Genomic DNA, 18,831 nt, shown 5'->3' with positions numbered 1-18,831 from the left:
TTTCCGGCGCGGATCATTCCTCCCCCATCGGAGGGAGGCGGGGCCTCGGGAAGACCGCGGGCTCACATGGCGCTGCGGACCGCGGCCTGCGCCGCCTCGCGCATGGCCGCGTGCAGGGCGGCGTTGGCCTCTCGGTCGGTGCGGACCTCCACGATCCGCACCCCCTCCCCGCGCAGGGCCTTGGCCAGCTGGTCCGGCTCGTTCACGGACGTGTACGGCGTGCCGGTGGCCGCGGCCGTGTAGGCCAGTTCCACCCCGTGGGAGGTGCCGAAGACCCGCTCGAACGGGTCCCGGAGCGCGGCCTGCGGCAACAGCGAGAAGATCCCGCCGCCGTCGTTGTTCACCACGACCAGGCACAGGTCCGGACGGGGCTCGCGGGGGCCGAGGATCAGCCCGTTCTGGTCGTGCAGGAACGTCAGATCGCCCATCAGCGCGAACGACGGGCCGTGGTGGGCCAGCGCCGCGCCCATCGCGGTCGAGACCGTCCCGTCGATCCCGGCGACGCCCCGGTTGGCCATGACCCGCAGGCCCCGCCGGGGGCGCATCACCTGGTCCAGGTCGCGGATCGGCATCGACGAACCGGAGATCAGCAGCGACCCGTTGGGCAGCGCCTCCACCAGGTCGCGGGCGAGCCTGGGCTCGCTGAGCCCGGAGCCGTCCATCACCTCGTCGATCGCCTCCCGGACCGCGGTCTCGGCGCGGCGCCAGGAGTTCAGCCAGTCGTCGTCCCCCGCGGCGATCGGGATCTCCACCGCCTGGGCCACCTGCGTCGCCGAGCGGGTGGGGTCGGGCCAGCGGGTCAGGTCGGGGGCGACCACGATGTGCTCGGCCGCGTGCGGGAGCCAGCTCATCAGGGGCCGGGACAGGCCGGGGCGTCCCAGGGTGACGACCACCTCGGGGCGGTGCGCGTCGGCGAACTCCGGGGTGCCCAGCAGGAAGTGGTAGGCCGACATCGCGTGGTCGCCGTAGCGGGCGCCGCCGTGCGGCTCCGACAGGACCGGCCACCCGGCCATGCCCGCCGCCGCCACGTACCTGCGCACGTTGGGCGCGCCGTCGCCGACCACCAGCACGCCCCGCCGGGTGGGCGGCAGGTGCAGCGCGACGGCCGGGGGCGCCACCCGGGCCCGGACCCACGGCCCGCCCGCGCCGTCCAGCGGCTCGCACCAGGAGGTGTCGCCGTCGGGGATCAGCGGCTCGCGGAAGGAGAGGTTCAGGTGGACCGGGCCGGGGTCGGCCGGGCCCAGCGAGCGCTGGTAGGCGCGGCAGGCCAGGGAACGCCAGTAGGCCACCTGGCCGGACCGCTCCTCGGGGACGCCGACCTCGCTGAACCAGCGCACCGCGGCGCCGTACAGCTTGATCTGGTCCATCGTCTGGTTGGCGCCGGTGTCGCGCAGCTCGGGCGGGCGGTCGGCGGTGAGCACCAGCAGGGGCACCCCCGACTGGCTCGCCTCCAGGACGGCCGGGTGGAAGTTGGCCGCCGCGGTGCCCGAGGTGCAGATCAGGGCGACCGGGCGCTCACCGCGCCGGGCCAGGCCCAGCGCGAGGAAGGACGCCGAACGTTCGTCGATGCGCACGTGCAGCCGGACCCGGCTGTCGCCGTGCGCCGCCAGGGCCAGCGGGGCCGAGCGCGAGCCGGGCGCGAGCACCACGTCCGTGAGGCCGCAGCGCACCAGCTCGTCGATCAGAACCGTCGCGAGCGCGGTCGCGGGATTCACGGGGCTGCCTCCTCCAGGCGTCGCACCCAGGCGGGCGACGCCACCTCATAGCGTGCCAAAGCGGCCTCGTCCACGGTGGGACGCCGCACCGTGAGCGTTCCGCCGACGGGGACGAGCGGGTCGGCCACCACGTCCCCCTCCAGCAACGACAAGGTGCCCAGGCCGCAGGCGTAGGGCAGCTCGGGCAGGGCCGCGGCCAGCGCCACCCCGGCGGCCAGGCCGACGGAGGTCTCCACGGCGCTGGAGACCACCGCGGGCAGCCCGCAGGCCTCCACCACGCGCAGCGCGGCGGCGACCCCGCCGAGCGGCTGCACCTTGACCACCGCGATGTCGGCGGCCTCCGCGGCCATGACCTTCAGCGGGTCCTCGGCGCGGCGGATCGACTCGTCGGCCGCGATCGGCACCTCGACCCTCTTGCGGACGCGGGCCAGCTCGTCCAGGGTCGCGCAGGGCTGCTCGACGTACTCCAGGCCGAAGCGGTCGAGCTCGGCGATCCGGGCCACCGCGGTCTCGACGTCCCAGGCTCCGTTGGCGTCGACCCGGATCCGGCCGTCCGGCCCGAGCGCGTCGCGCACGGCCTCCACCCGGGCCAGGTCCTCGGCGAACGCCTGGCCCCGCTCGGCGACCTTGACCTTGACCGTCTCGCAACCGGCCCGCCGCGCCATCGCGTGGGCCTGCTCGGGGCCGACGGCCGGCACGATGGCGTTGACCGGGATCCGGTCGCGCAGCGGCGCGGGCCAGCCGGTGAAGGCGGCCTCCTCGGCGCAGGCCCGCCAGCGCGCGCACTCGGCGGGGCCGTACTCGGGGAAGGGGGAGAACTCCCCCCAGCCCGCGGGGCCGCGCAGCAGCACGCCCTCGCGCACGCTCTGCCCGCGGAAACGCGTCCGCATCGGGATCCGGAAGACCCGGAGCGCGCCGACCGTCACGATCGTTATCGCCCTTCCGTCACACCGAGGCATCCCCCGGCCGCTGTCCGCATTGCCCGGACTAACCTTACGACTGTGATGATTGCTCCCGTGCACGCGGAGTCGCCTTCCGCCCCGCCGGCCGGATCGTCCTCCGGGGAACGGGAGCTCGCGGCCCTCACGCTGCCGCCGGGCCCGGAGCTGTTCCGCGCGGTCGCCGCCGCGCTCGACGGCGACGGCCCCGCCGTCCTGCCCCTCTCCCCGGGCCTGCCCGCCCCCGCGCTCCGGGCGACCCTGGCGGCCCTGCGCCCCACCCTCCTGGACGGGGTACGGCAGGCCGGCGGCGCCGGCGTCCCCGCCGAGGTGGCCGTGGTCATCGCCACCAGCGGCACGACCGGGACCCCCAAGGGCGTGCAGCTGCCGGCCGCCGCCCTGCGCGCCTCGGCCGCGGCGTCCCTGGAGCGCCTGGCGGCCCGGCCCGGCGAGCGCTGGCTCTGCTGCCTGCCCCCCTCGCACGTCTCGGGCCTGCAGGTGCTGGTCAGGTCCCTGCTGGGCGGGACCGAGCCGATCATCCACGACGGTTTCTCGCCGGAGGCGGTGCTCGCCGCCGGGGCCGACCACGTCTCGCTGGTGCCGACCCAGCTCCGCCGGCTCCTGGCCGTCTCGGCCGACCTGTCGGCGTTCCGCACGATCCTGCTCGGCGGGGCCGCCGCTCCCCCGGACCTGCTCGCGGCGGCCCGGGCCGCCGACGCCCGGATCGTCACCACGTACGGCATGAGCGAGACCTGCGGCGGCTGTGTCTACGACGGCCGGCCCCTTGACGGAGTAGATCTGAAAATCGGGGACGACGGCCGGATCCGCATCTCCGGTCCCGTGGTGTTCTCCGGCTACCGGCTCCGTCCCGACCTCACCGCCGCGGCCCGCGAGGACGGCTGGTTCGTCACCTCCGACCTCGGCACGTTCGACGGCGGGCGGCTCCGCGTGCTGGGCCGGGCCGACGACGTCATCAACACCGGCGGGCAGAAGGTCGTCGCGGCGGCGGTGGCCGAGGTGGTGGCCGGCCATCCCGCGGTGGCCGACGCCGCCGTGGTGGGCCGCCCTGATCCCGAGTGGGGCGAGCGGGTCGTCGCCGTCGTCGTGTCCTCGGCGCCGCCGTCCCTGGCCGAGCTGCGGGCCTTCGTCAAGGAGCGGCTGCCCGCTTACGCCGCCCCGGCCGAGCTGGTCGTTGTGACCGAAATACCACTTTTGGCCAACGGCAAGCCAGATCTGGCGGCCCTCCGTTATGGTCATATACGGGAACCATGACGGCAGTGCGCACGTCATAGAGGTAACCGAGCGAGGAAGGACGGGCCTGATGAATCAAACCCGCAAGATGTGGGCCTCCGCCGGAATCGTCGCCGCGATCATCGTGGGCGGCGTGTCCGTCTCGGCGGCCGCCTCGGCGGGCAGGCTCGAGAAGGACGGTGAGCCGGTGCCAGCAGTCGAACCGAACGAGCCGGCCGCCCGGGACCAGACCCCTCCGGCCGCGCCCCCTTCTCCGGAGGAGACCCCCACGACCGAAGACTTCGTGGTCTCCAAGGACGTCAACCCCGACCCCGAGGACGTCACGCGTTACTGGACCGACAACCGGATGGGCAGGGCCGAGCCGATGCCGCTGCCCGAGGGCCCGACGAACGTGACGGAGGACTAGCCCGGCCGGTCCCCGGCGACCGGGAGCTCCAGGGAGCCGGTTCCGGGAGGTCACAGGCAGCCCGGATGGGTGGATCGGTCTACGGCCGATCCACCCATCATATTTTCCGAGTCAAGTCGGGAACAGAAAGACCTCTGACGGGGTTATTGGTACTGGTGCGCCGAGCGGCTCCCCTGCCGCCCCACCCCGACCCGACAATCTGCAAGCCGACGACTCCGTAATGGAGGAGGTGTCCTCATGCCCCAAACCGCCGCCGCGACCTCGTCCCACCCTGAGGCCCCGACGACCCTCGACCAGCTTCTTGAGCGAGGGCGAGTTCAGGGTCACCTTTCTCTCGCGGAGTTGCGTCACGCCTTCGCCGAGGCCGGCATCAGCCCCGTCGAGGGCAGGTCGATCCTGCGCGAGCTCACCGAGGCGGGCGTGAGCCTGGCCGCCGAGAACGAGCCCACCCTCGCCGCCGCCACCAAGCAGGCCGGCGCCAAGAAGACCGCGAAGACCACCGCCCGCAAGACCGGCGCCAAGAGCACGGCCCGCAAGGCCGCCTCCGCGACCGAGACGCCCGCCAAGGGCAGGGCCGCCGGGAAGAAGGCCGCGCCGGCTCAGGACGGCGAGCCGACCGAACCGCCCGCCGACCTCCTCGACGCCGAGGTGGAGCTGGACGGCGAGGAGTGGACCGCGCCCGACCAGGCGGAGCTGGAGGCCGAGGCCGCCTCCACCGACCTGGACGACCAGTCCTCGGCCATGGGCGACTCGGTGCACACCTACCTCAAGTCCATCGGCCGCCGGACGCTGCTCACCGCCGCCCAGGAGGTCGAGCTGGCCAAGCGGATCGAGGCCGGCCTGTACGCCGAGTACAAGCTGGAGTCCGAGCCCGGCCTCCCGGCCGACGTCCGCGACGAGCTCGAGTGGATCGCCGAGGACGGCCGCCGCGCCAAGGACCACATGCTGGAGGCCAACCTCCGGCTCGTCGTCTCCGTCGCCAAGAAGTACACCGACCGCGGCATGGCCCTGCTCGACGTGGTCCAGGAGGGCAACCTCGGGCTGATCCGCGCCGTGGAGAAGTTCGACTACACCAAGGGCTACAAGTTCTCCACCTACGCCATGTGGTGGATCCGGCAGGCCATCCAGCGCGGCTTCGCCGACTCCGCCCGCACCATCCGGCTCCCCGTCCACGTGCTGGAGATGCTGTCCAAGCTGTCGCGCGTCGAGCGCGACATGCACCAGCGTCTCGGCCGTGAGCCCACGCCGGAGGAGCTGGCGGTCGAGCTGGACAGGACCCCCGACCAGATCGAGGAGCTGCTGCGCACCAGCCGCCAGCCGATCAGCCTGAACGCCACCATCGGCGAGGACGGCGAGACCACCATCGGCGACCTCATCGAGGACGTCGACTCGCTGGAGGCGTCGGAGGTCGTGGACCGTCAGCTGCTGGGCGAGCAGCTGCGCGGCGTGCTCGGCAACCTCTCCCCGCGGGAGGCCCGGATCATGGCGCTGCGCTTCGGCCTCGTGGACGGCAAGCCCCACACGCTCGACGAGATCGGCAAGCACCTCGGCCTGACCCGCGAGCGCATCCGGCAGCTGGAGAAGGAGTCCCTGTCCAAGCTGCGCCATCCGAGCAACACCCGCCCGCTGCTCGACTGGGCCAGCTGAGACCGCCCGGCTGAGCGGCCGACCGGGCCGCTCCGAGCCCCGGCACGCCGGGAGAGGCGCCGCCGCGACGGGTGTCGCGGCGGCGCCTCTCCCGCATTCCGCCGCCCGCTCCTCCACGCGCAGCCCGCTCCTTACGCAGCTTGCTCCTTCGCATGCCGCCCGCCCTCCCGCGCAGCCCGCTCCTTCGCGTGCCCCGCCCGCCGCCCCGTCTAGTCGCCTGCCCGCTTCCCGCTTCCGGTCCCGGCCAGACCTCCCCCGCTCTCCAGTTCGACCGGGCCCGTGTCGCCTTCCGGCCCGGCCTCCGTCGCCGGTGCGGCCCCGCCCTCGGCGTACGGCGGCAGCAGCCGCTCGGCCGCCGCGCCCAGGGCGACGATCTGCTCGGTGTCGAGCCGTACGGCCTGGCCGGTGATCCAGGGACGCACCCTCGGCGCGCGCATCAGCAGGACGCCCGAGGCCCTGATCGCGCCCCAGCGGGGCAGCCGCGCCCCGTGGACCGCCAGCAGCGGGACCACCTCCACCCGGCGGCCGCACTCGCTCCGCAGCGCCTCGGCGATCTCCCGCGCCGCGGCGGCCACCGCCCGGACCTCGCGGTCGGCGGGGGTGCGCCCGATCCACAGGCGGCCCCGGCCCACGGCGACCCTCACGCACCGGCGCCAGCGTCTGGACTCCGCCACGTAGATCCCTCTCGGACCGATCACCACATGATCGACGCGCTTCCCCGAGCACGGCAGGGCGCGGTTGTGCAGAATCACGTAGCCGCGGCCGAGCAGGGGGCGCAGCATGCGGGCGGTGGCCCGCTCCCCGGCCAGGCCCCCGCGCCGGACCACGGCCGGCAGCTCCGTGCACCGGCGGTACACCATGTCGGCCGGGGCGGCGAGCCCCGCGGCCACGAGACCGGCGTGCCAGTCCCAGAGCAGCGCCAGCACCGTGAAGGCGAGCGCGCCGCCCGCCGCCCGCAGGGCCAGCCGCCCGCGCCACCCCAGGTCCTGTGACTCCTTGTAGCGGTTCTTGAATCTGATCCCAGACGTCAGCATCGATGAGTTGATCATCGCCGGACTCCCCCCGGAGCGGCCGCACGGCCGTGTGAGCGATTTGATCGGGGATCGCCGGTCCGGGTCCTCCGCACATGCCGTGCGTGTCCCGCCCCCTCCGGCGATCACCTCTCATTCACTCCATATCGTGACATGGGGAGTACGGTGAGTGACTTCCGGGGTCAGATGTTCTCCGCCGTGTCGCACCAGCGCGACGCGGCCGGGTCGCCGAGGTCGGCGTCGCCGGGGCCGTAGCAGAACTTCGCCCGCTCGATCGAGCCGACGACGACCGAGTCGTCCGCGCATCCCTCATCCGGCCCCGCCTGCACGACGATCACCCTGCCCATCGTCGTGCGGTACTGCACCGCGACCTTGCGGTCGTCCGCCGCCCGGTCGCACAGCGTCACGTTCTCGCGCTCGCCGCCGATCTCCACGTCCCCGACGCCGTCGAGCCCGCCGGTCCACGGAGCCCGGTCCACCTCCGCGTGAGCCGACGCGCCGGCCAGCAACGTGCCCGTCAGCACGGCGGCCGCCAGGACCCTGTCCTCCACTGATGAACTCCTCTCCGCGACCACAGGAGAGGCCATGATTTCACCCCGGGTAAAGTTTCTGCCACTCTTCGTGACGGCCGCGGGCCGGGCCTTCCGCTCCGGGAACGCCTCGCCCATCCGCCTCGCCCATCCGCCTCGCCCATCCGTCGCGCGCTGTCCGGGAGGCAGCGCTCGGTCCCGGTACGGCGCGCCGTACCGGGACCTGGAGAGCGGGTGTCAGTGGGCGGTGCCGACGGGGAGGACGTCCCTGGCGATGCCGGTGAGGCGGTTCTGCTCGCGGAGGGTGCGCAGGCGCTCGACCTCGGTGGTCCACATGGCGCCGTCCGGGGTCGCCCTGGCCTTGCGGCGGCGGATCCGGTCGTCGTACGACTTCACGCCGAAGGCGGCGCGCTGGCAGGCCTCGGCGGCGCGCAGCGCCTCGGTGATCGCCCGGTCCAGGACCAGGCCGGCGGCCCGCAGTTCCTCGGCGGAGGTCGAGGTGGACTGCAGCTGACGCAGCGCGGCCTCCGCCGCCCGCGCCTTCTGCAGGAGTTCGGGGAAGCTCTTCCCGACCTCCTGGTCAGCGTGGTAACGGACCTCCGCCTCACGGCTCACCCGCGGTCGGAAAAACGCCATCGTCTGCCCTTTCTCACCCCGGCGCCGGACATCCCGGCGCGCGTCATTGCGCAGCCTACGCCGTCGGTCCCCGCCTCACACACTCAGGACGTCCCGCGCCCGCCCGGCGAACCGTACGGTGTCCGGCGCGGCTGCCTTTACGCAGTAAGGCGGCACCTGGCAGGATGATCTCATGCCCGCCAAGCGACCTCCGATCCCGCTCTCCCGGGAACGCATCATCGAGTCCGCCCTGCACATCGCCGACAGCCAGGGGTTGCGGCGGCTGACGATGCGGCGGCTGGGCGACGCGCTCCAGGTGGAGGCCATGGCCATCTACCACCATCTGCCCCGCGGCAAGGACGCCCTCATGGACGCCCTGGCCGAGCACGTCACCACCGTCCACGCCGAGCCCGCCGACACCTGGCAGGAGACCGCGCGGGCATGGTGCCGGGCGAGCCGGGAGGCGCTGCGGGAGCATCCCGGGGTGCTGGCGCTGGCGCTCACCAAGCAGCCCAAGGGGCGGGCCGCGATGGCCATCAGGGAGCAGGCCGAACAGCTCGCCGAGGCCGGGCTGGAGAACGCGCCGGAGGCCGTGCGGGCGCTGCGGGCCTACGTGCTGGGCGCCGTCGCGGTGGAAGTGCAGCAGTCGGGCTGGGCCGAACCGTCCGGCGACGGCGACGAGCCGTGGCGGCCCCCGTCACAGGGCGGCGGCAGCGCCGCGGCGGACGCCGATTTCGAGCGCGGCCTGAACGCCCTGCTGACCGGTCTCGAGAGCTGACCGTCTCCGGGGTTGACCGTCTCCGGGATTGACCGGCCCCTGCTTCCCGCGGCGGGAAGGCGACCGCCGACGACCCCGGTCCGTTCGGACCCGCGGGACGACCGGCCCGGCTCCCGGCTGCGCGGGGCGGCGGGCGGTCACTGCGGGGGCTCGGCGGCCTCCGGGGCGGAGGTGCTGCACGGCCAGGGAGCCCCGTCGGGCATCGGCTGGCAGAACACCCGGCTCGGCGCGGGGCCGGGCTCGCCCTGTGGGCCCTGCTCCCCGCGCGGGCCCTCCTCACCCCTCGGCCCCTGCGGTCCTTCGGGACCCTGCGGCCCGGGAGACCCCTGCGGACCCGGCGATCCCGGCGGCCCGGCGGGACCTGGGGACCCGGACTTTCCGCGCGGGCCGGGCCGGCCCGCCTCGCCGGGTGGGCCGGCCGGTCCCTGGAGACCCGCGGGGCCCTGCGGCCCGGACGGACCGGCGCGCCCCTGCTCACCCTGGGGCCCGACCTGGGGTATCCCGCCCAGCTTGCGGACCTGCTGGACGAGCACGTCACGGTCGTTCTGCGCGCTCTGCAGCCGATCTCCGAGGTCGCGGATGGCCACCGACACCCACACGGCGAGCGCGGCGAGCACCCCGATGGTCAGGACGAGCAGCGCGTCGCGTCTGGTGACGCTCAATCCGGTCAGGCGCATCAGGAGGTTCCGTCCAGTGAGAGCCAGATCTGCACCAGCAGCGACACCAGTAACAGACCGGCGGGGATGACCCCGGCGTAGACGCTCTGCCGCCAGTTGGCACCCCTGTCGCGTTCCCGTGCCTCGATCCGGCTGGTGAGTGTTCTGAATTCTTCCTCCAACCGGCGCTGCAGCTCTTCCAGATCGCGCTCGATGCTGGTGAAGCGGCGTTCGCTCGCGCGCTGCTCGGCCAGGAACAGCTCCTGGGACATGAGCCGCTGAGCGGTGTGCTGCAGGTCGTTGAGACGCCTGGCGAGCTCACCGGCGGAGGGGGCGGGCTCATACTGCATGGTCACCTCCCGGGCGTGCCGGGTGGTGGTGTGCCCGTACTGGAGAAGTGGTCCGCGCGGCCTGCTCGCGCCGTACGTGGCTGCTGCAGCGTCATCTTGCTCCTCAGGGGTATGGGAGGCGAATGGGATCCACCCGGCGCGGCGACGGATCGGACTAACGTACTACCAAGGGTAATCGCTTGGTAATGCATTGTGACATCGCCTTTGCCATTCCCCGTGCTCCGCCGACGCCGCCCCGCCGCGGCCCGGGCCTCTCCGCACGGGGCGGACGCCCACCCCGCCCCAGACCCGGCGGCAGGCCATAAGAAACTCGTAACCGATCATTTACCGAGTTGCGGCGTGTCGCACTTGGCCTGTTATGTCGCAATAAGGCACCCTGGGGGTAGAGACAGTCTGTGTCATAGGTCACTCCCCCGAACGAGTCTCGAGGGACCACCCCTCCAGTGGTTCTGAAACGGTCCTAACTGACTATGTCGTCCGGGCGTGACCCGTCGCACACTTGATCTGTCCATCGTGTGTGCCTCACCCCGTTCGAGACACGCGCGACCATATGTCAATTCAGATGCTCGTCCCCCGTCATGCGTGGGAACGGGGTCCCATCGGTGACGGTGCCCACCGGATGCCCGATGTCGGCCCCGGCGAGCCGATACGAGAGATCCGGAGGCACGCCGATGTGCCCGCACGAGCCGTCCTGTCCGCCCGCCGAGGCACGGGACCGTGAGGCCGCCAGAACCTTGGCTTCTCACCCCGAGCAGGGTTGGAGCCTGCTCTGCAACGGTGTGGTGTTGTTCGAGGACACCGGCGAGCTCCTGCCCGACGGCGGCGTCATCGAACCGCACCGGCCCCTGGTCGGGGCAGTCTGAGCATCGGGGTCGGCGGTGCCGCGGCCGGCAGCGCCGCGGCGTCACGCCGGACCCGGTCGCATCCTCTCCCCCAGCCAGTCCGCGACGACCTCGCCCACCCGGGCGGGGTCTTTGTTCAGATCGTGCCCCTCGCCCGCCAGCACCACCAGGCGCGCGGCGTCGGCCGCCTCCGGCACGCCGAAGGGGTCGCGATCCCCGTTGACCACCAGGACCTCCGTCCCCGCCGCGCGTAGCTCCGGCGCCCGCGACTGCTCCGGCTTCCTCGGCGGGTGCAGCGGGAAGGCCAGCGCGACGACCGCCTCGGCCCCCACCGCGCGAGCCGTACGGCAGGCGACCCTGGCCCCGTTGCTCCGCCCGCCCTGCGCGAGCGGCAGTCCGGGATGATCGCGGCGGAGCTCCTCCACCACCGCCACCCACGCCTCGTCCTGCTTGACCGCCGAGCCGGGCGCCCGGGCCCCCCGCAGGCGGAACGGCTGCGTCACCCTGGCGACCACGCCGCCCGTCCTCAGCACGGCGTCCCGTACGGCCAGCAGGTCCGGCGCGTCCACTCCCCCGGCCGAACCGTGCGTGAGGACCAGCAGGAACCGGGGGTCCGGCACCCGGTCGACCTCCACCAGAGCCGGGCCGTGCGGCGTCATGAACTCCATGGGGCGACCGTACCGGGTGGAGCCGGGTGGAGGCCGATATCCTCCTGTTGGCCGATACCGGATCGCGCGGCCGGGTGCAGACTGGGGATGTGCAGGACTACAACGACATCCGCCAGGACATGCGCGCCACCATCGAGGCCCGCCGCGACCTGGGCCCGGAGTATGAATCCGCGCTCGTGGAATCGTTCGCCGAGCGCCTCGACGCGACCATCGCCGCCCGCGTGCGGGCCGAGGTCCAGGCCGCCGGGGCGGCCCCGCACTACCCCGACTACTCCTATCCCCCTCAGCCGCACAAGAAGCAGAAGCAGCGCGGCAACCCCTCGATCCCGATCGCGCTGGGCTCGCTGGGCATCGGCGTGCCGCTGACCGGCATCGCCGCGAGCGAGGGCGGCCTCGCGGGGCTCCTGATCGCCTGGGGCGGCATCGTGGTGGTCAACATCGCCCACGCGCTCGGCAACCTGCGCCACCGCGACTACCGCGACTGACGGCCCGCCCGGCACCGGTCACCGTCGGGGTCCGATCGCCCCGGTGAGACCTGCTCCGGTCACGGGTCCGGTCAGACCCCTCGATCTCCGGCGTTTCGGTCTCGGTGCTTCCGTCTCGGATGTCGCGGTCTCAGATGTCGCGGTCCAGGCGCAGGCGCACCTCCGCGGCGAGCTGCTCGTCGGCGTGGTCGAGCCCGTAGCGCCACACCCGCTCGGCGTCCTCGTCGCGGCCGCGCAGCGGGAGCGTGCGGGCCAGGAGCTCGATGGCCAGCGCACTGGTCTCGGCGTCGCCGCCCTCCTCCACCGCCGCGGTGAACTCCGCGCACGCCAGCTCCAGGTGCGCGATGCCCAGCAGGACCCGCAGGCGGGGCCCGTCGGCCGCCTCCGGGATCTCCAGGGCCTCCAGGACCGTCTGCGCCGCCTGCCCGGCCTCCCCGTCCGCCAGCAGGAGCTCGGCCAGCCACAGGGCCGCCTGGGGGGCGATCTCCGGGTCTCCGGTGGCCAGGGCGGCCCGCAGGGCCTCACGCGCCTCCTCCTCCCCCGCCGCCAGGCGGGCGAGCGCCAGATGCGCCACCGGCACGTAGCCGGGGTTCCCCAGGCCGAGCGCGGCCTGCCAGGCCGCCCGGGCCTGGTCGGGCCGGTCCTCCGCCTCGAAGCTGCGGGCCAGCAGGCACGCCGCCTGGGCGGCGAACTCGGGATGCCCGGTGGCCAGCGCGGTCCGGGCCGCCGCCCGCGCTCCGGGCACGTCTCCTCGCTCCTGGAGCACGGCCGCCAGGCCCACCGCGGCCTGCGCGCGATCGGGCCCCTCGGTGTCGGCCGCCAGTTCCGCCAGGATCTTCGCGGCGCCGTCCAGGTCGCCGCCCTCGGCGAGCCGGCGCGCGGTCTCCAGGGGACGCGTGTCCACCTCAGGCATGCAGGGTCCTCCCCGGGTAAGGAATCGCCCCGAGCCTAACGACTCGGGGCGGTGTTCGTCCCCCCACATTCGCCTTCGGATGCGCGGGCCGTTCCCGGCCCGCGCCCCGGAGGGGGATCAGTCCTCGTAGGCCGCCAGGGGCGGGCAGGAGCACACGAGGTTGCGGTCGCCGTAGGCCTGGTCGATCCGGCGCACCGGCGACCAGTACTTGGCCTCGCGAAGCGAGGGCACCGGGTAGGCGGCCTCGGTGCGGCTGTAGGGGTGGGCCCACTCGTCGGCCACGACGGAGTCGGCGGTGTGCGGCGCGTTGCGCAGCGGGTTGTCCGCCTTGTCGTAGTCGCCCGAGGCGACCTTCGCGATCTCCTCCCGGATCGCGATCATCGCGTCGCAGAACCGGTCGAGCTCGGCCAGGTCCTCGCTCTCGGTCGGCTCGATCATCAGCGTGCCGGCCACCGGGAAGGACATGGTCGGCGCGTGGAAGCCGTAGTCGATGAGGCGCTTGGCCACGTCGTCCACGGTGACGCCGGTCTCCTTGGTGATCTGGCGCAGGTCGATGATGCACTCGTGGGCCACCAGGCCGCCGCGGCCGGTGTAGAGGACCGGGTAGTGCGGGGCGAGCCTGCGGGCCAGGTAGTTGGCCGACAGGATGGCCTGCTCGGTGGCCGCCTTGAGGCCCTCGCCGCCCATCATCCGGACGTAGGCCCAGGAGATGGGCAGGATGCCCGCCGAGCCGTACGGCGCGGCCGAGACCGGGCCGACCGCGGTGCCCTCGCGGAGCGGGTGACCGGGCAGGTAAGCGGCCAGGTGGGCGCGGACCGCGACGGGGCCGACGCCGGGGCCGCCGCCGCCGTGCGGGATGCAGAAGGTCTTGTGCAGGTTCAGGTGGGAGACGTCGGCCCCGAACTCGCCCAGCTTGGCCAGGCCGACCAGCGCGTTGAGGTTGGCGCCGTCGACGTAGACCTGACCGCCGGCCCCGTGGACCATCTCGCAGATCTGGGTGATGGTCTCCTCGTACACGCCGTGCGTGGACGGGTAGGTCACCATGATCGCGGAGAGCCGGCCACGGTGCTTTTCGATCTTGGCGGAGAGGTCGCCGAGGTCGACGTTGCCGTTGTCGTCGCAGGCGACCACGACGACCTTCATGCCCGCCATGACGGCGCTGGCGGCGTTGGTGCCGTGCGCGGAGGACGGGATGAGGCAGACGTCGCGCTCGCCCTCGCCGCGGTCCCGGTGGTAGGCCCGGATGGCCAGCAGACCGGCGAACTCACCCTGGGAGCCCGCGTTGGGCTGGATCGAGACCGCGTCGTAGCCGGTGACTTCGGCCAGCCAGCCCTCCAGGCCCTCGATCAGCTCGATGAAGCCCGCCGCCTGGTCCTCGGGCGCGTAAGGGTGCAGCCCGGCGAACTCCGGCCAGGTGATCGGCTCCATCTCGGTGGTCGCGTTGAGCTTCATGGTGCAGGAGCCCAGCGGGATCATCGACTTGTCGAGCGCGATGTCCCTGTCCTGCAACCGGCGCAGGTAGCGCAACATCGCGGTCTCGGAGCGGTGGCTGTGGAAGACCGGGTGGGTCAGATAGTCGCCGGCGCGCAGCAGCTCGGCGGGGAGCGCGTCGTGGGTGGCGGCGTCCAGGTCGGCCAGGACGGCGCCGTTGACCTCGAAGGCGGCCAGGACCTGCTCGAGATGGAGCAGTTCGGTCTTCTCGTCGCAGGAGACGCCCACGTGGTCGGCGTCGACCAGGCGGAGGTTCACCCCGTTGTCGCGGGCGGCCGCGACGACCTGGGCGGCGCGGCCGGGCACCCGGGCGAGCACGGTGTCGAAGAAGGCGTCGTGCACGACCTTGACACCGCCGTGGCGCAGGGCCTCGGCGAGCACGACGGCGTGCCGGTGCACCCGCTGGGCGATCCGGCGCAGACCCTCGGGTCCGTGGTAGACGGCGTACATGCCCGCGATGACGGCGAGCAGCACCTGGGCGGTGCAGATGTTGCTGGTCGCCTTCTCCCGGCGGATGTGCTGCTCGCGGGTCTGCAGCGCCAGCCGGTAGGCGGGGCGCCCGTCGGCGTCCTGGGAGACGCCGACGAGGCGGCCGGGCATCTGCCGCTGCAGGCCCTCGCGGACCGCCATGTAGGCCGCGTGCGGGCCGCCGAAGCCGAGCGGGACGCCGAAGCGCTGCGTGGAGCCGACCGCGATGTCGGCCCCCAGCTCTCCGGGGGAGGCCAGCAGGGTGAGGGCGAGCAGGTCGGCCGCGGCGACCACGAGGGCGCCGCGCTCGCGGGCGGCGGCGACGACGCCGCGGACGTCGCGCAGGCGGCCGCTCGCGCCGGGGTACTGCACCAGGACGCCGAAGCACTCGGGCAGCTCGCCGGACAGATCGCTCTCGACCAGCTCGATGCCGAGCGGCTCGGCCCGGGTGCGCAGCACGGCCTTGGTCTGCGGCAGGGCGTCGGCGTCCACGACGAACACGTCGGAGGCGGCCTTGCCCGCGCGGCGGGCCAGGGTCATCGCCTCGGCGACGGCGGTGGCCTCGTCCAGCAGGGACGCGCCGGCGACGTCGAGGCCGGTCAGGTCGGAGACGACCGTCTGGAAGTTGAGCAGAGCCTCCAGCCGGCCCTGCGAGATCTCCGGCTGGTAGGGGGTGTACGCGGTGTACCAGCCCGGGTTCTCCAGCAGATTGCGGCGGATGACCGCGGGGGTGATCGTGTCGTGGTAACCGAGACCGATCATCGAGGTGAGCACGGAGTTGCGGGCGGCCAGGGCGCGCAGCTCCCCGATCGCCTCGCTCTCGCTGGCCGCGGCCGGCAGGGCGAGCGGGTCCTCGGCCCGGATGGACTCGGGCACCGCGACCGCGACGAGGTCGGCGATGGAGCCGAAGCCGACCGCCTCCAGCATGCGGGACCGGGCGTCGGCGTCGGGGCCGATATGGCGGGTCGCGAACGGCGGAGAGGCGAGTTCGCTGAGGGGTGACAGATCAGTCATGGAGAGCCTCCCGAGGCGGTGGAGACCGGCGCTGGGCGCGGGCGTATGCCGTCTCCCCCTCTGTCATCACGACCTGAGAGCTTCACCTGCCCCTCACGGGGAGGCTTTCACCGTCGGTGAGACACGCCTGGCGGGCGCACCTGCTTTCCAGAGTCGCCTCGTCCGTGCGGTACAGGGTGCCTGAGAGATTCCGGGGAGGTTGCTCCTTCGGCGCCCCGGTCGGGCCGGGGTCTCTCCCGCACAGGGTCGTCAGCGAGATTTACTTTACCCCGTGCGGCGCGCCCTGCGGCGGCGGGCCAGCTCATCGGCGTGGTGCCCGGCTAAAGGGTCGTCGCCGGTCTCCGCACGCTCACTGGGGAGCTCCGCCAGGGAGCCCTCCACCTCCTGCCACACTCGGCCCAGCGCGATGCCGAACACACCCTGGCCGCCCTGGAGGAGATCGATGACCTCGTCGGGCGAAGTGCACTCGTAGACGCTCACGCCATCGCTCATCAGGGTGATCTGGGCGAGGTCGGCGACCCCGCGGGAGCGCAGGTGATGGACGGCGATGCGGATCTGCTGCAGCGAGACGCCGGTGTCGAGCAGGCGTTTGACGACTTTCAGCACCAGGATGTCGCGGAAGCCGTACAGTCTCTGGGAGCCCGAGCCGTGCGCGGCCCTGACAGTGGGCTCCACCAGGCCCGTGCGCGCCCAGTAGTCCAGTTGCCGGTAGGTGATCCCGGCAGCGGCACAGGCCGTGGGGCCCCGATAGCCGACGTCGGCGGGCAGGTTCACCGCCTGTCCCTCGAACAGCAGACCCTCTTCTCCGGCACGCTGGCGCGCCGACTGGCGCCGCACCGGATCATCCTGGCCGGCCGCCTTTCCTTCGCCGCTGCTGACCGCCACTGCGGACCTCCGGCTTTCTCTCATCCCACGGCCTGATCTGGGGGTTTGCACACGGCCATAGGTTCACTCGCACCGTAAGACTGGGACCCACCTCAGTCAACGACCCCACTCGGCGCGTCGTGAAGCGTAAATGCACCGAAATTCCTACCCCGCGCGGCCGAAGTCCTCCGGTGAGATCTGGTCAAGGAACTCCCTGAACTTCTCCACCTCGTCTTCCTGGCCCTCCTGGTCGTCCGGGATGATCACTCCGGCCTCGCGGACCACGTCCTCACTCGCGAAGATACGCGCGCCGGTGCGCAGTGCCAAGGCGATCGAGTCGGAGGGGCGCGCGCTCACCTCGACTCCGTTGGAGAAGACCAGGTCCGCGAAGAAGATGCCCTCCCGGAGGGCGACGATGTTCACTGTCCGCAATCCCACGCCGAGGGCGTCGAGCACGTCCCGGAACAGGTCGTGGGTGAGCGGCCGGGGAGGCGGTTCCTCAGCCTGGGCCATGGCAATCGCGGTCGCCTCGGTCATGCCGATCCAGATGGGCAGATAGCGCTCCCCTTGCGTCTCTTTGAGCAGGACGATCGGCTGGTTGGAGGGCATCTCGACCCGAACGCCCACGACCTCCATCTGCAACACGGGCTGCTCCGTCTTTTCGCTGGGTTCCGACCGGTTCCTTCAACGTAACACCCGGGAGGCGGCCGGTGCCCGGCCAGGTCCGCTCACCTGCCCAGAATCCCGCGCACTCCGGAGCGGAGCAGGGACGCGTGCAGGTCCAGCAGGAGACCCGCTATCTCCCTGGCCGTCTCATCGGCCCGGTCGATGGCCCCCGGGGCGCGACGGCGCAGCAGGGGGGCCACGGCGTGCTCGACCAGTCCGGCCTCCCGCTCGGCCGCGGCCTTGACCGCCCGCAGATGGCGGGCGCGCAGCCCGAAGGCCGCCAGAGCGCCGACGCTGCGGGCCACGGCCAGCGCCTCGGCGTCGTAGTGGCGGGCCACCGCGGACAGCAGGCCGTAGTCCTCGAGCTCGGCCAGGGTCTCCTCGTCGATCTCGGCGGCCGCCAGGAGCTCCTCCCGGCTGAGCCGCACCTCCGGGGACGGATCCCCGGGGACGGCACGCGGCCGGGCGACCGGCCGCTCCTCGCGGTCGGCCGCCTCCAGCCGGTCTTTGATCACCCGCAGCGGCAGGTAACGGTCACGCTGCTCGCTGAGGATGTAACGCAGCCGCTCGACGTCGGCGTAGGTGAACTTCCGGTAGCCGGAAGGACTGCGCTCCGGCTCGATCAGCCCCTCGCCCTCCAGGAAACGGATCTTGGAGATGCTGACATCGGGGAACTCGCCCTGCAGGAGGGTGAGGACCTCCCCGATGCTCATGTGCGCACGAGCGGCCTGGGGGCTCATCATCCTCCAGCGGTGCCGCGGGTGAGGAACACCAGGCGGAACTTGCCGATCTGCACCTCGTCCCCGCCGTAGAGCGGAGCCTCCTCGATCCGCTCGCGGTTGACGTAGGTGCCGTTGAGGCTGCCGACGTCGCGGACGGTGAAGACCCCTCCGCCACGGCGGTAGAACTCCACGTGGCGACGCGAGACGGTGATGTCGTCGAGGAAGATGTCGCTCTCCGGATGGCGGCCCACCGTGGTGAGATCGCTGTCCAGGAGGAACCGGCTGCCGGCGTTGGGGCCGCGCATGGCCACCAGCAGCGCCGTGCCCGGGGGCAACTGCTCGACGGCCTGCCGCTCGGCGAGAAGCGCCTCCCCGGTCTCCGCCTCGTAGGCCTCGATCCCGGAGAGGGAGATCGTCGACGTGCTGTCTCCAGGGACCTCAGCTCTCGTCAGCGGCGAGCCGCATCGAGAACAGAAACGGGCGTCCTCGGGGTTCGCATGACCGCACTGCGTGCAGTAGACGCTCGGCATCGATCGGCTCGGCCTCCTACCGCGAAGACGCGGCAACGGTGCTCGGGGATGCGCGCCTCGCTTCTTCGCTTCTCAAGTGTGTGTTCAAACTGCGAATGCCGCAACTTACGCTGCTGAGGCGCAAAGGTCAAGGCGAGCGGTCGACCGGGGGTTCGGTCGTGTCAAAACTACAGCCGGGCACGGTCCACGGTCTATATCTGTGTTCACGGCGACGCTGCGCGTCGCGGCTCGGGGGCTGCTAACCGGCTCCT

20 protein-coding genes and 1 riboswitch are annotated in these 18,831 nt (G+C 72.7%); of the genes, 6 read left to right on the top strand and 14 right to left on the bottom strand.

The genetic code is table 11. The features are described 5' to 3' along the window. Positions 1 to 62: 62 nt before the first annotated feature. On the bottom strand, positions 63 to 1,715 hold the full coding sequence (gene menD / locus Plo01_RS34310) for a 2-succinyl-5-enolpyruvyl-6-hydroxy-3-cyclohexene-1-carboxylic-acid synthase (RefSeq protein ID WP_203894924.1): 1,653 nt from the start codon (positions 1,713 to 1,715) through the stop codon (positions 63 to 65). Beyond that, positions 1,712 to 2,674: an o-succinylbenzoate synthase gene (locus Plo01_RS34305; protein WP_203894923.1), complete on the bottom strand. Its 963-nt coding sequence runs from the start codon at positions 2,672 to 2,674 to the stop codon at positions 1,712 to 1,714. The genes menD and Plo01_RS34305 overlap by 4 nt, the downstream gene beginning before the upstream one ends. Positions 2,675 to 2,719: 45 nt before the next feature. On the opposite strand from Plo01_RS34305, the gene Plo01_RS34300 reads away from it, so the two are divergent. From Plo01_RS34300 to Plo01_RS40675, 3 genes are all read left to right on the top strand, one after another. Further along, the gene (locus Plo01_RS34300) at positions 2,720 to 3,925 is read left to right on the top strand and encodes an AMP-binding protein (RefSeq protein WP_203894981.1); all 1,206 of its coding nucleotides are present in this window, start codon (positions 2,720 to 2,722) and stop codon (positions 3,923 to 3,925) included. Positions 3,926 to 3,974: 49 nt separating this feature from the next. Further along, positions 3,975 to 4,310, top strand: a complete 336-nt coding sequence (locus Plo01_RS34295; protein ID WP_203894922.1) for a hypothetical protein — start codon at positions 3,975 to 3,977, stop codon at positions 4,308 to 4,310. 237 nt (positions 4,311 to 4,547) lie between these two features. Then, positions 4,548 to 5,957 (top strand): RNA polymerase sigma factor, encoded by a 1,410-nt coding sequence (locus Plo01_RS40675; RefSeq protein ID WP_239317628.1) that lies wholly within the window; start codon positions 4,548 to 4,550, stop codon positions 5,955 to 5,957. Positions 5,958 to 6,166: 209 nt separating this feature from the next. On the opposite strand, the gene Plo01_RS34285 is transcribed toward Plo01_RS40675, so the two are convergent. The 3 genes from Plo01_RS34285 to Plo01_RS34275 all read right to left on the bottom strand — a co-directional run bounded on the left by Plo01_RS34285 (position 6,167) and on the right by Plo01_RS34275 (position 8,154). Then, a complete protein-coding gene (locus Plo01_RS34285; RefSeq protein WP_203894921.1) occupies positions 6,167 to 7,006 on the bottom strand; it encodes a nuclease-related domain-containing protein in 840 nt (279 codons plus the stop codon). 164 nt (positions 7,007 to 7,170) lie between these two features. Beyond that, positions 7,171 to 7,539 (bottom strand): hypothetical protein, encoded by a 369-nt coding sequence (locus tag Plo01_RS34280; RefSeq protein ID WP_203894920.1) that lies wholly within the window; start codon positions 7,537 to 7,539, stop codon positions 7,171 to 7,173. A gap of 216 nt (positions 7,540 to 7,755) precedes the next feature. Then, complete coding sequence (locus Plo01_RS34275) at positions 7,756 to 8,154, bottom strand: hypothetical protein (RefSeq protein WP_203894919.1); 399 nt, start codon at positions 8,152 to 8,154, stop codon at positions 7,756 to 7,758. Positions 8,155 to 8,326: 172 nt separating this feature from the next. Here Plo01_RS34275 and Plo01_RS34270 point away from each other — a divergent pair, with 172 nt between their 5' ends. Beyond that, a complete protein-coding gene (locus Plo01_RS34270) occupies positions 8,327 to 8,911 on the top strand; it encodes a TetR/AcrR family transcriptional regulator C-terminal domain-containing protein (protein ID WP_203894918.1) in 585 nt (194 codons plus the stop codon). Between the two features lie 137 nt (positions 8,912 to 9,048). Here the strand turns inward: Plo01_RS34270 and Plo01_RS34265 are convergent, their stop codons facing one another. Beyond that, positions 9,049 to 9,588 (bottom strand): collagen-like domain-containing protein, encoded by a 540-nt coding sequence (locus Plo01_RS34265; protein WP_203894917.1) that lies wholly within the window; start codon positions 9,586 to 9,588, stop codon positions 9,049 to 9,051. Beyond that, a complete protein-coding gene (locus Plo01_RS34260; protein WP_203894916.1) occupies positions 9,588 to 9,917 on the bottom strand; it encodes a hypothetical protein in 330 nt (109 codons plus the stop codon). The genes Plo01_RS34265 and Plo01_RS34260 overlap by 1 nt, the downstream gene beginning before the upstream one ends. Positions 9,918 to 10,588: 671 nt before the next feature. Here Plo01_RS34260 and Plo01_RS34255 point away from each other — a divergent pair. Beyond that, complete coding sequence (locus tag Plo01_RS34255) at positions 10,589 to 10,780, top strand: DUF5999 family protein (RefSeq protein WP_203894979.1); 192 nt, start codon at positions 10,589 to 10,591, stop codon at positions 10,778 to 10,780. Positions 10,781 to 10,821: 41 nt separating this feature from the next. On the opposite strand, the gene Plo01_RS34250 is transcribed toward Plo01_RS34255, so the two are convergent. Next, on the bottom strand, positions 10,822 to 11,427 hold the full coding sequence (locus Plo01_RS34250) for an alpha/beta hydrolase family protein (protein ID WP_203894915.1): 606 nt from the start codon (positions 11,425 to 11,427) through the stop codon (positions 10,822 to 10,824). An 89-nt stretch (positions 11,428 to 11,516) separates the two neighbouring features. On the opposite strand from Plo01_RS34250, the gene Plo01_RS34245 reads away from it, so the two are divergent. After that, positions 11,517 to 11,912 carry a hypothetical protein gene (locus Plo01_RS34245; protein ID WP_203894914.1) on the top strand — a complete coding sequence of 132 codons (396 nt, stop codon included), beginning with the start codon at positions 11,517 to 11,519 and terminating at the stop codon, positions 11,910 to 11,912. A gap of 130 nt (positions 11,913 to 12,042) precedes the next feature. Here Plo01_RS34245 and Plo01_RS34240 read toward each other — a convergent pair whose 3' ends face one another. From Plo01_RS34240 to Plo01_RS34215, 6 genes are all read right to left on the bottom strand, one after another. Beyond that, positions 12,043 to 12,825 (bottom strand): YfgM family protein, encoded by a 783-nt coding sequence (locus Plo01_RS34240; RefSeq protein ID WP_203894913.1) that lies wholly within the window; start codon positions 12,823 to 12,825, stop codon positions 12,043 to 12,045. Between the two features lie 117 nt (positions 12,826 to 12,942). After that, a complete protein-coding gene (gene gcvP / locus Plo01_RS34235; RefSeq protein ID WP_203894912.1) occupies positions 12,943 to 15,798 on the bottom strand; it encodes an aminomethyl-transferring glycine dehydrogenase in 2,856 nt (951 codons plus the stop codon). Positions 15,799 to 15,955: 157 nt separating this feature from the next. Then, a riboswitch (glycine riboswitch) is annotated at positions 15,956 to 16,047 on the bottom strand. A 15-nt stretch (positions 16,048 to 16,062) separates the two neighbouring features. Beyond that, entirely contained in the window at positions 16,063 to 16,683 is a 621-nt protein-coding gene (locus tag Plo01_RS34230; RefSeq protein WP_203894911.1) for a MerR family transcriptional regulator, read from the bottom strand. Between the two features lie 144 nt (positions 16,684 to 16,827). Beyond that, complete coding sequence (locus Plo01_RS34225; protein ID WP_141703955.1) at positions 16,828 to 17,307, bottom strand: bifunctional nuclease family protein; 480 nt, start codon at positions 17,305 to 17,307, stop codon at positions 16,828 to 16,830. Positions 17,308 to 17,390: 83 nt separating this feature from the next. After that, positions 17,391 to 18,041, bottom strand: a complete 651-nt coding sequence (gene ftsR / locus Plo01_RS34220; RefSeq protein ID WP_239317626.1) for a transcriptional regulator FtsR — start codon at positions 18,039 to 18,041, stop codon at positions 17,391 to 17,393. A 26-nt stretch (positions 18,042 to 18,067) separates the two neighbouring features. Next, entirely contained in the window at positions 18,068 to 18,580 is a 513-nt protein-coding gene (locus Plo01_RS34215; protein WP_203894909.1) for a double zinc ribbon and FHA domain-containing protein, read from the bottom strand. Positions 18,581 to 18,831 lie beyond the last annotated feature (251 nt).

The organism is Planobispora longispora, from assembly GCF_016863135.1.
GTDB lineage: Bacteria > Actinomycetota > Actinomycetes > Streptosporangiales > Streptosporangiaceae > Planobispora > Planobispora longispora.
This window is presented reverse-complemented; position numbering and strand designations above follow the sequence as displayed.

Coding starts and splice junctions, on each gene's coding strand:
- Plo01_RS34305 (WP_203894923.1), bottom strand. CDS start 2,674: ATGCCTCGGTGTGACGGAAGGGCGATAACGATCGTGACGGTCGGCGCG.
- Plo01_RS34300 (WP_203894981.1), top strand. CDS start 2,720: ATGATTGCTCCCGTGCACGCGGAGTCGCCTTCCGCCCCGCCGGCCGGA.
- Plo01_RS34295 (WP_203894922.1), top strand. CDS start 3,975: ATGAATCAAACCCGCAAGATGTGGGCCTCCGCCGGAATCGTCGCCGCG.
- Plo01_RS40675 (WP_239317628.1), top strand. CDS start 4,548: ATGCCCCAAACCGCCGCCGCGACCTCGTCCCACCCTGAGGCCCCGACG.
- Plo01_RS34285 (WP_203894921.1), bottom strand. CDS start 7,006: ATGATCAACTCATCGATGCTGACGTCTGGGATCAGATTCAAGAACCGC.
- Plo01_RS34275 (WP_203894919.1), bottom strand. CDS start 8,154: ATGGCGTTTTTCCGACCGCGGGTGAGCCGTGAGGCGGAGGTCCGTTAC.
- Plo01_RS34270 (WP_203894918.1), top strand. CDS start 8,327: ATGCCCGCCAAGCGACCTCCGATCCCGCTCTCCCGGGAACGCATCATC.
- Plo01_RS34265 (WP_203894917.1), bottom strand. CDS start 9,588: ATGCGCCTGACCGGATTGAGCGTCACCAGACGCGACGCGCTGCTCGTC.
- Plo01_RS34260 (WP_203894916.1), bottom strand. CDS start 9,917: ATGCAGTATGAGCCCGCCCCCTCCGCCGGTGAGCTCGCCAGGCGTCTC.
- Plo01_RS34255 (WP_203894979.1), top strand. CDS start 10,589: ATGTGCCCGCACGAGCCGTCCTGTCCGCCCGCCGAGGCACGGGACCGT.
- Plo01_RS34250 (WP_203894915.1), bottom strand. CDS start 11,427: ATGGAGTTCATGACGCCGCACGGCCCGGCTCTGGTGGAGGTCGACCGG.
- Plo01_RS34240 (WP_203894913.1), bottom strand. CDS start 12,825: ATGCCTGAGGTGGACACGCGTCCCCTGGAGACCGCGCGCCGGCTCGCC.
- gcvP (WP_203894912.1), bottom strand. CDS start 15,798: ATGACTGATCTGTCACCCCTCAGCGAACTCGCCTCTCCGCCGTTCGCG.
- ftsR (WP_239317626.1), bottom strand. CDS start 18,041: ATGAGCATCGGGGAGGTCCTCACCCTCCTGCAGGGCGAGTTCCCCGAT.
- Plo01_RS34215 (WP_203894909.1), bottom strand. CDS start 18,580: ATGCCGAGCGTCTACTGCACGCAGTGCGGTCATGCGAACCCCGAGGAC.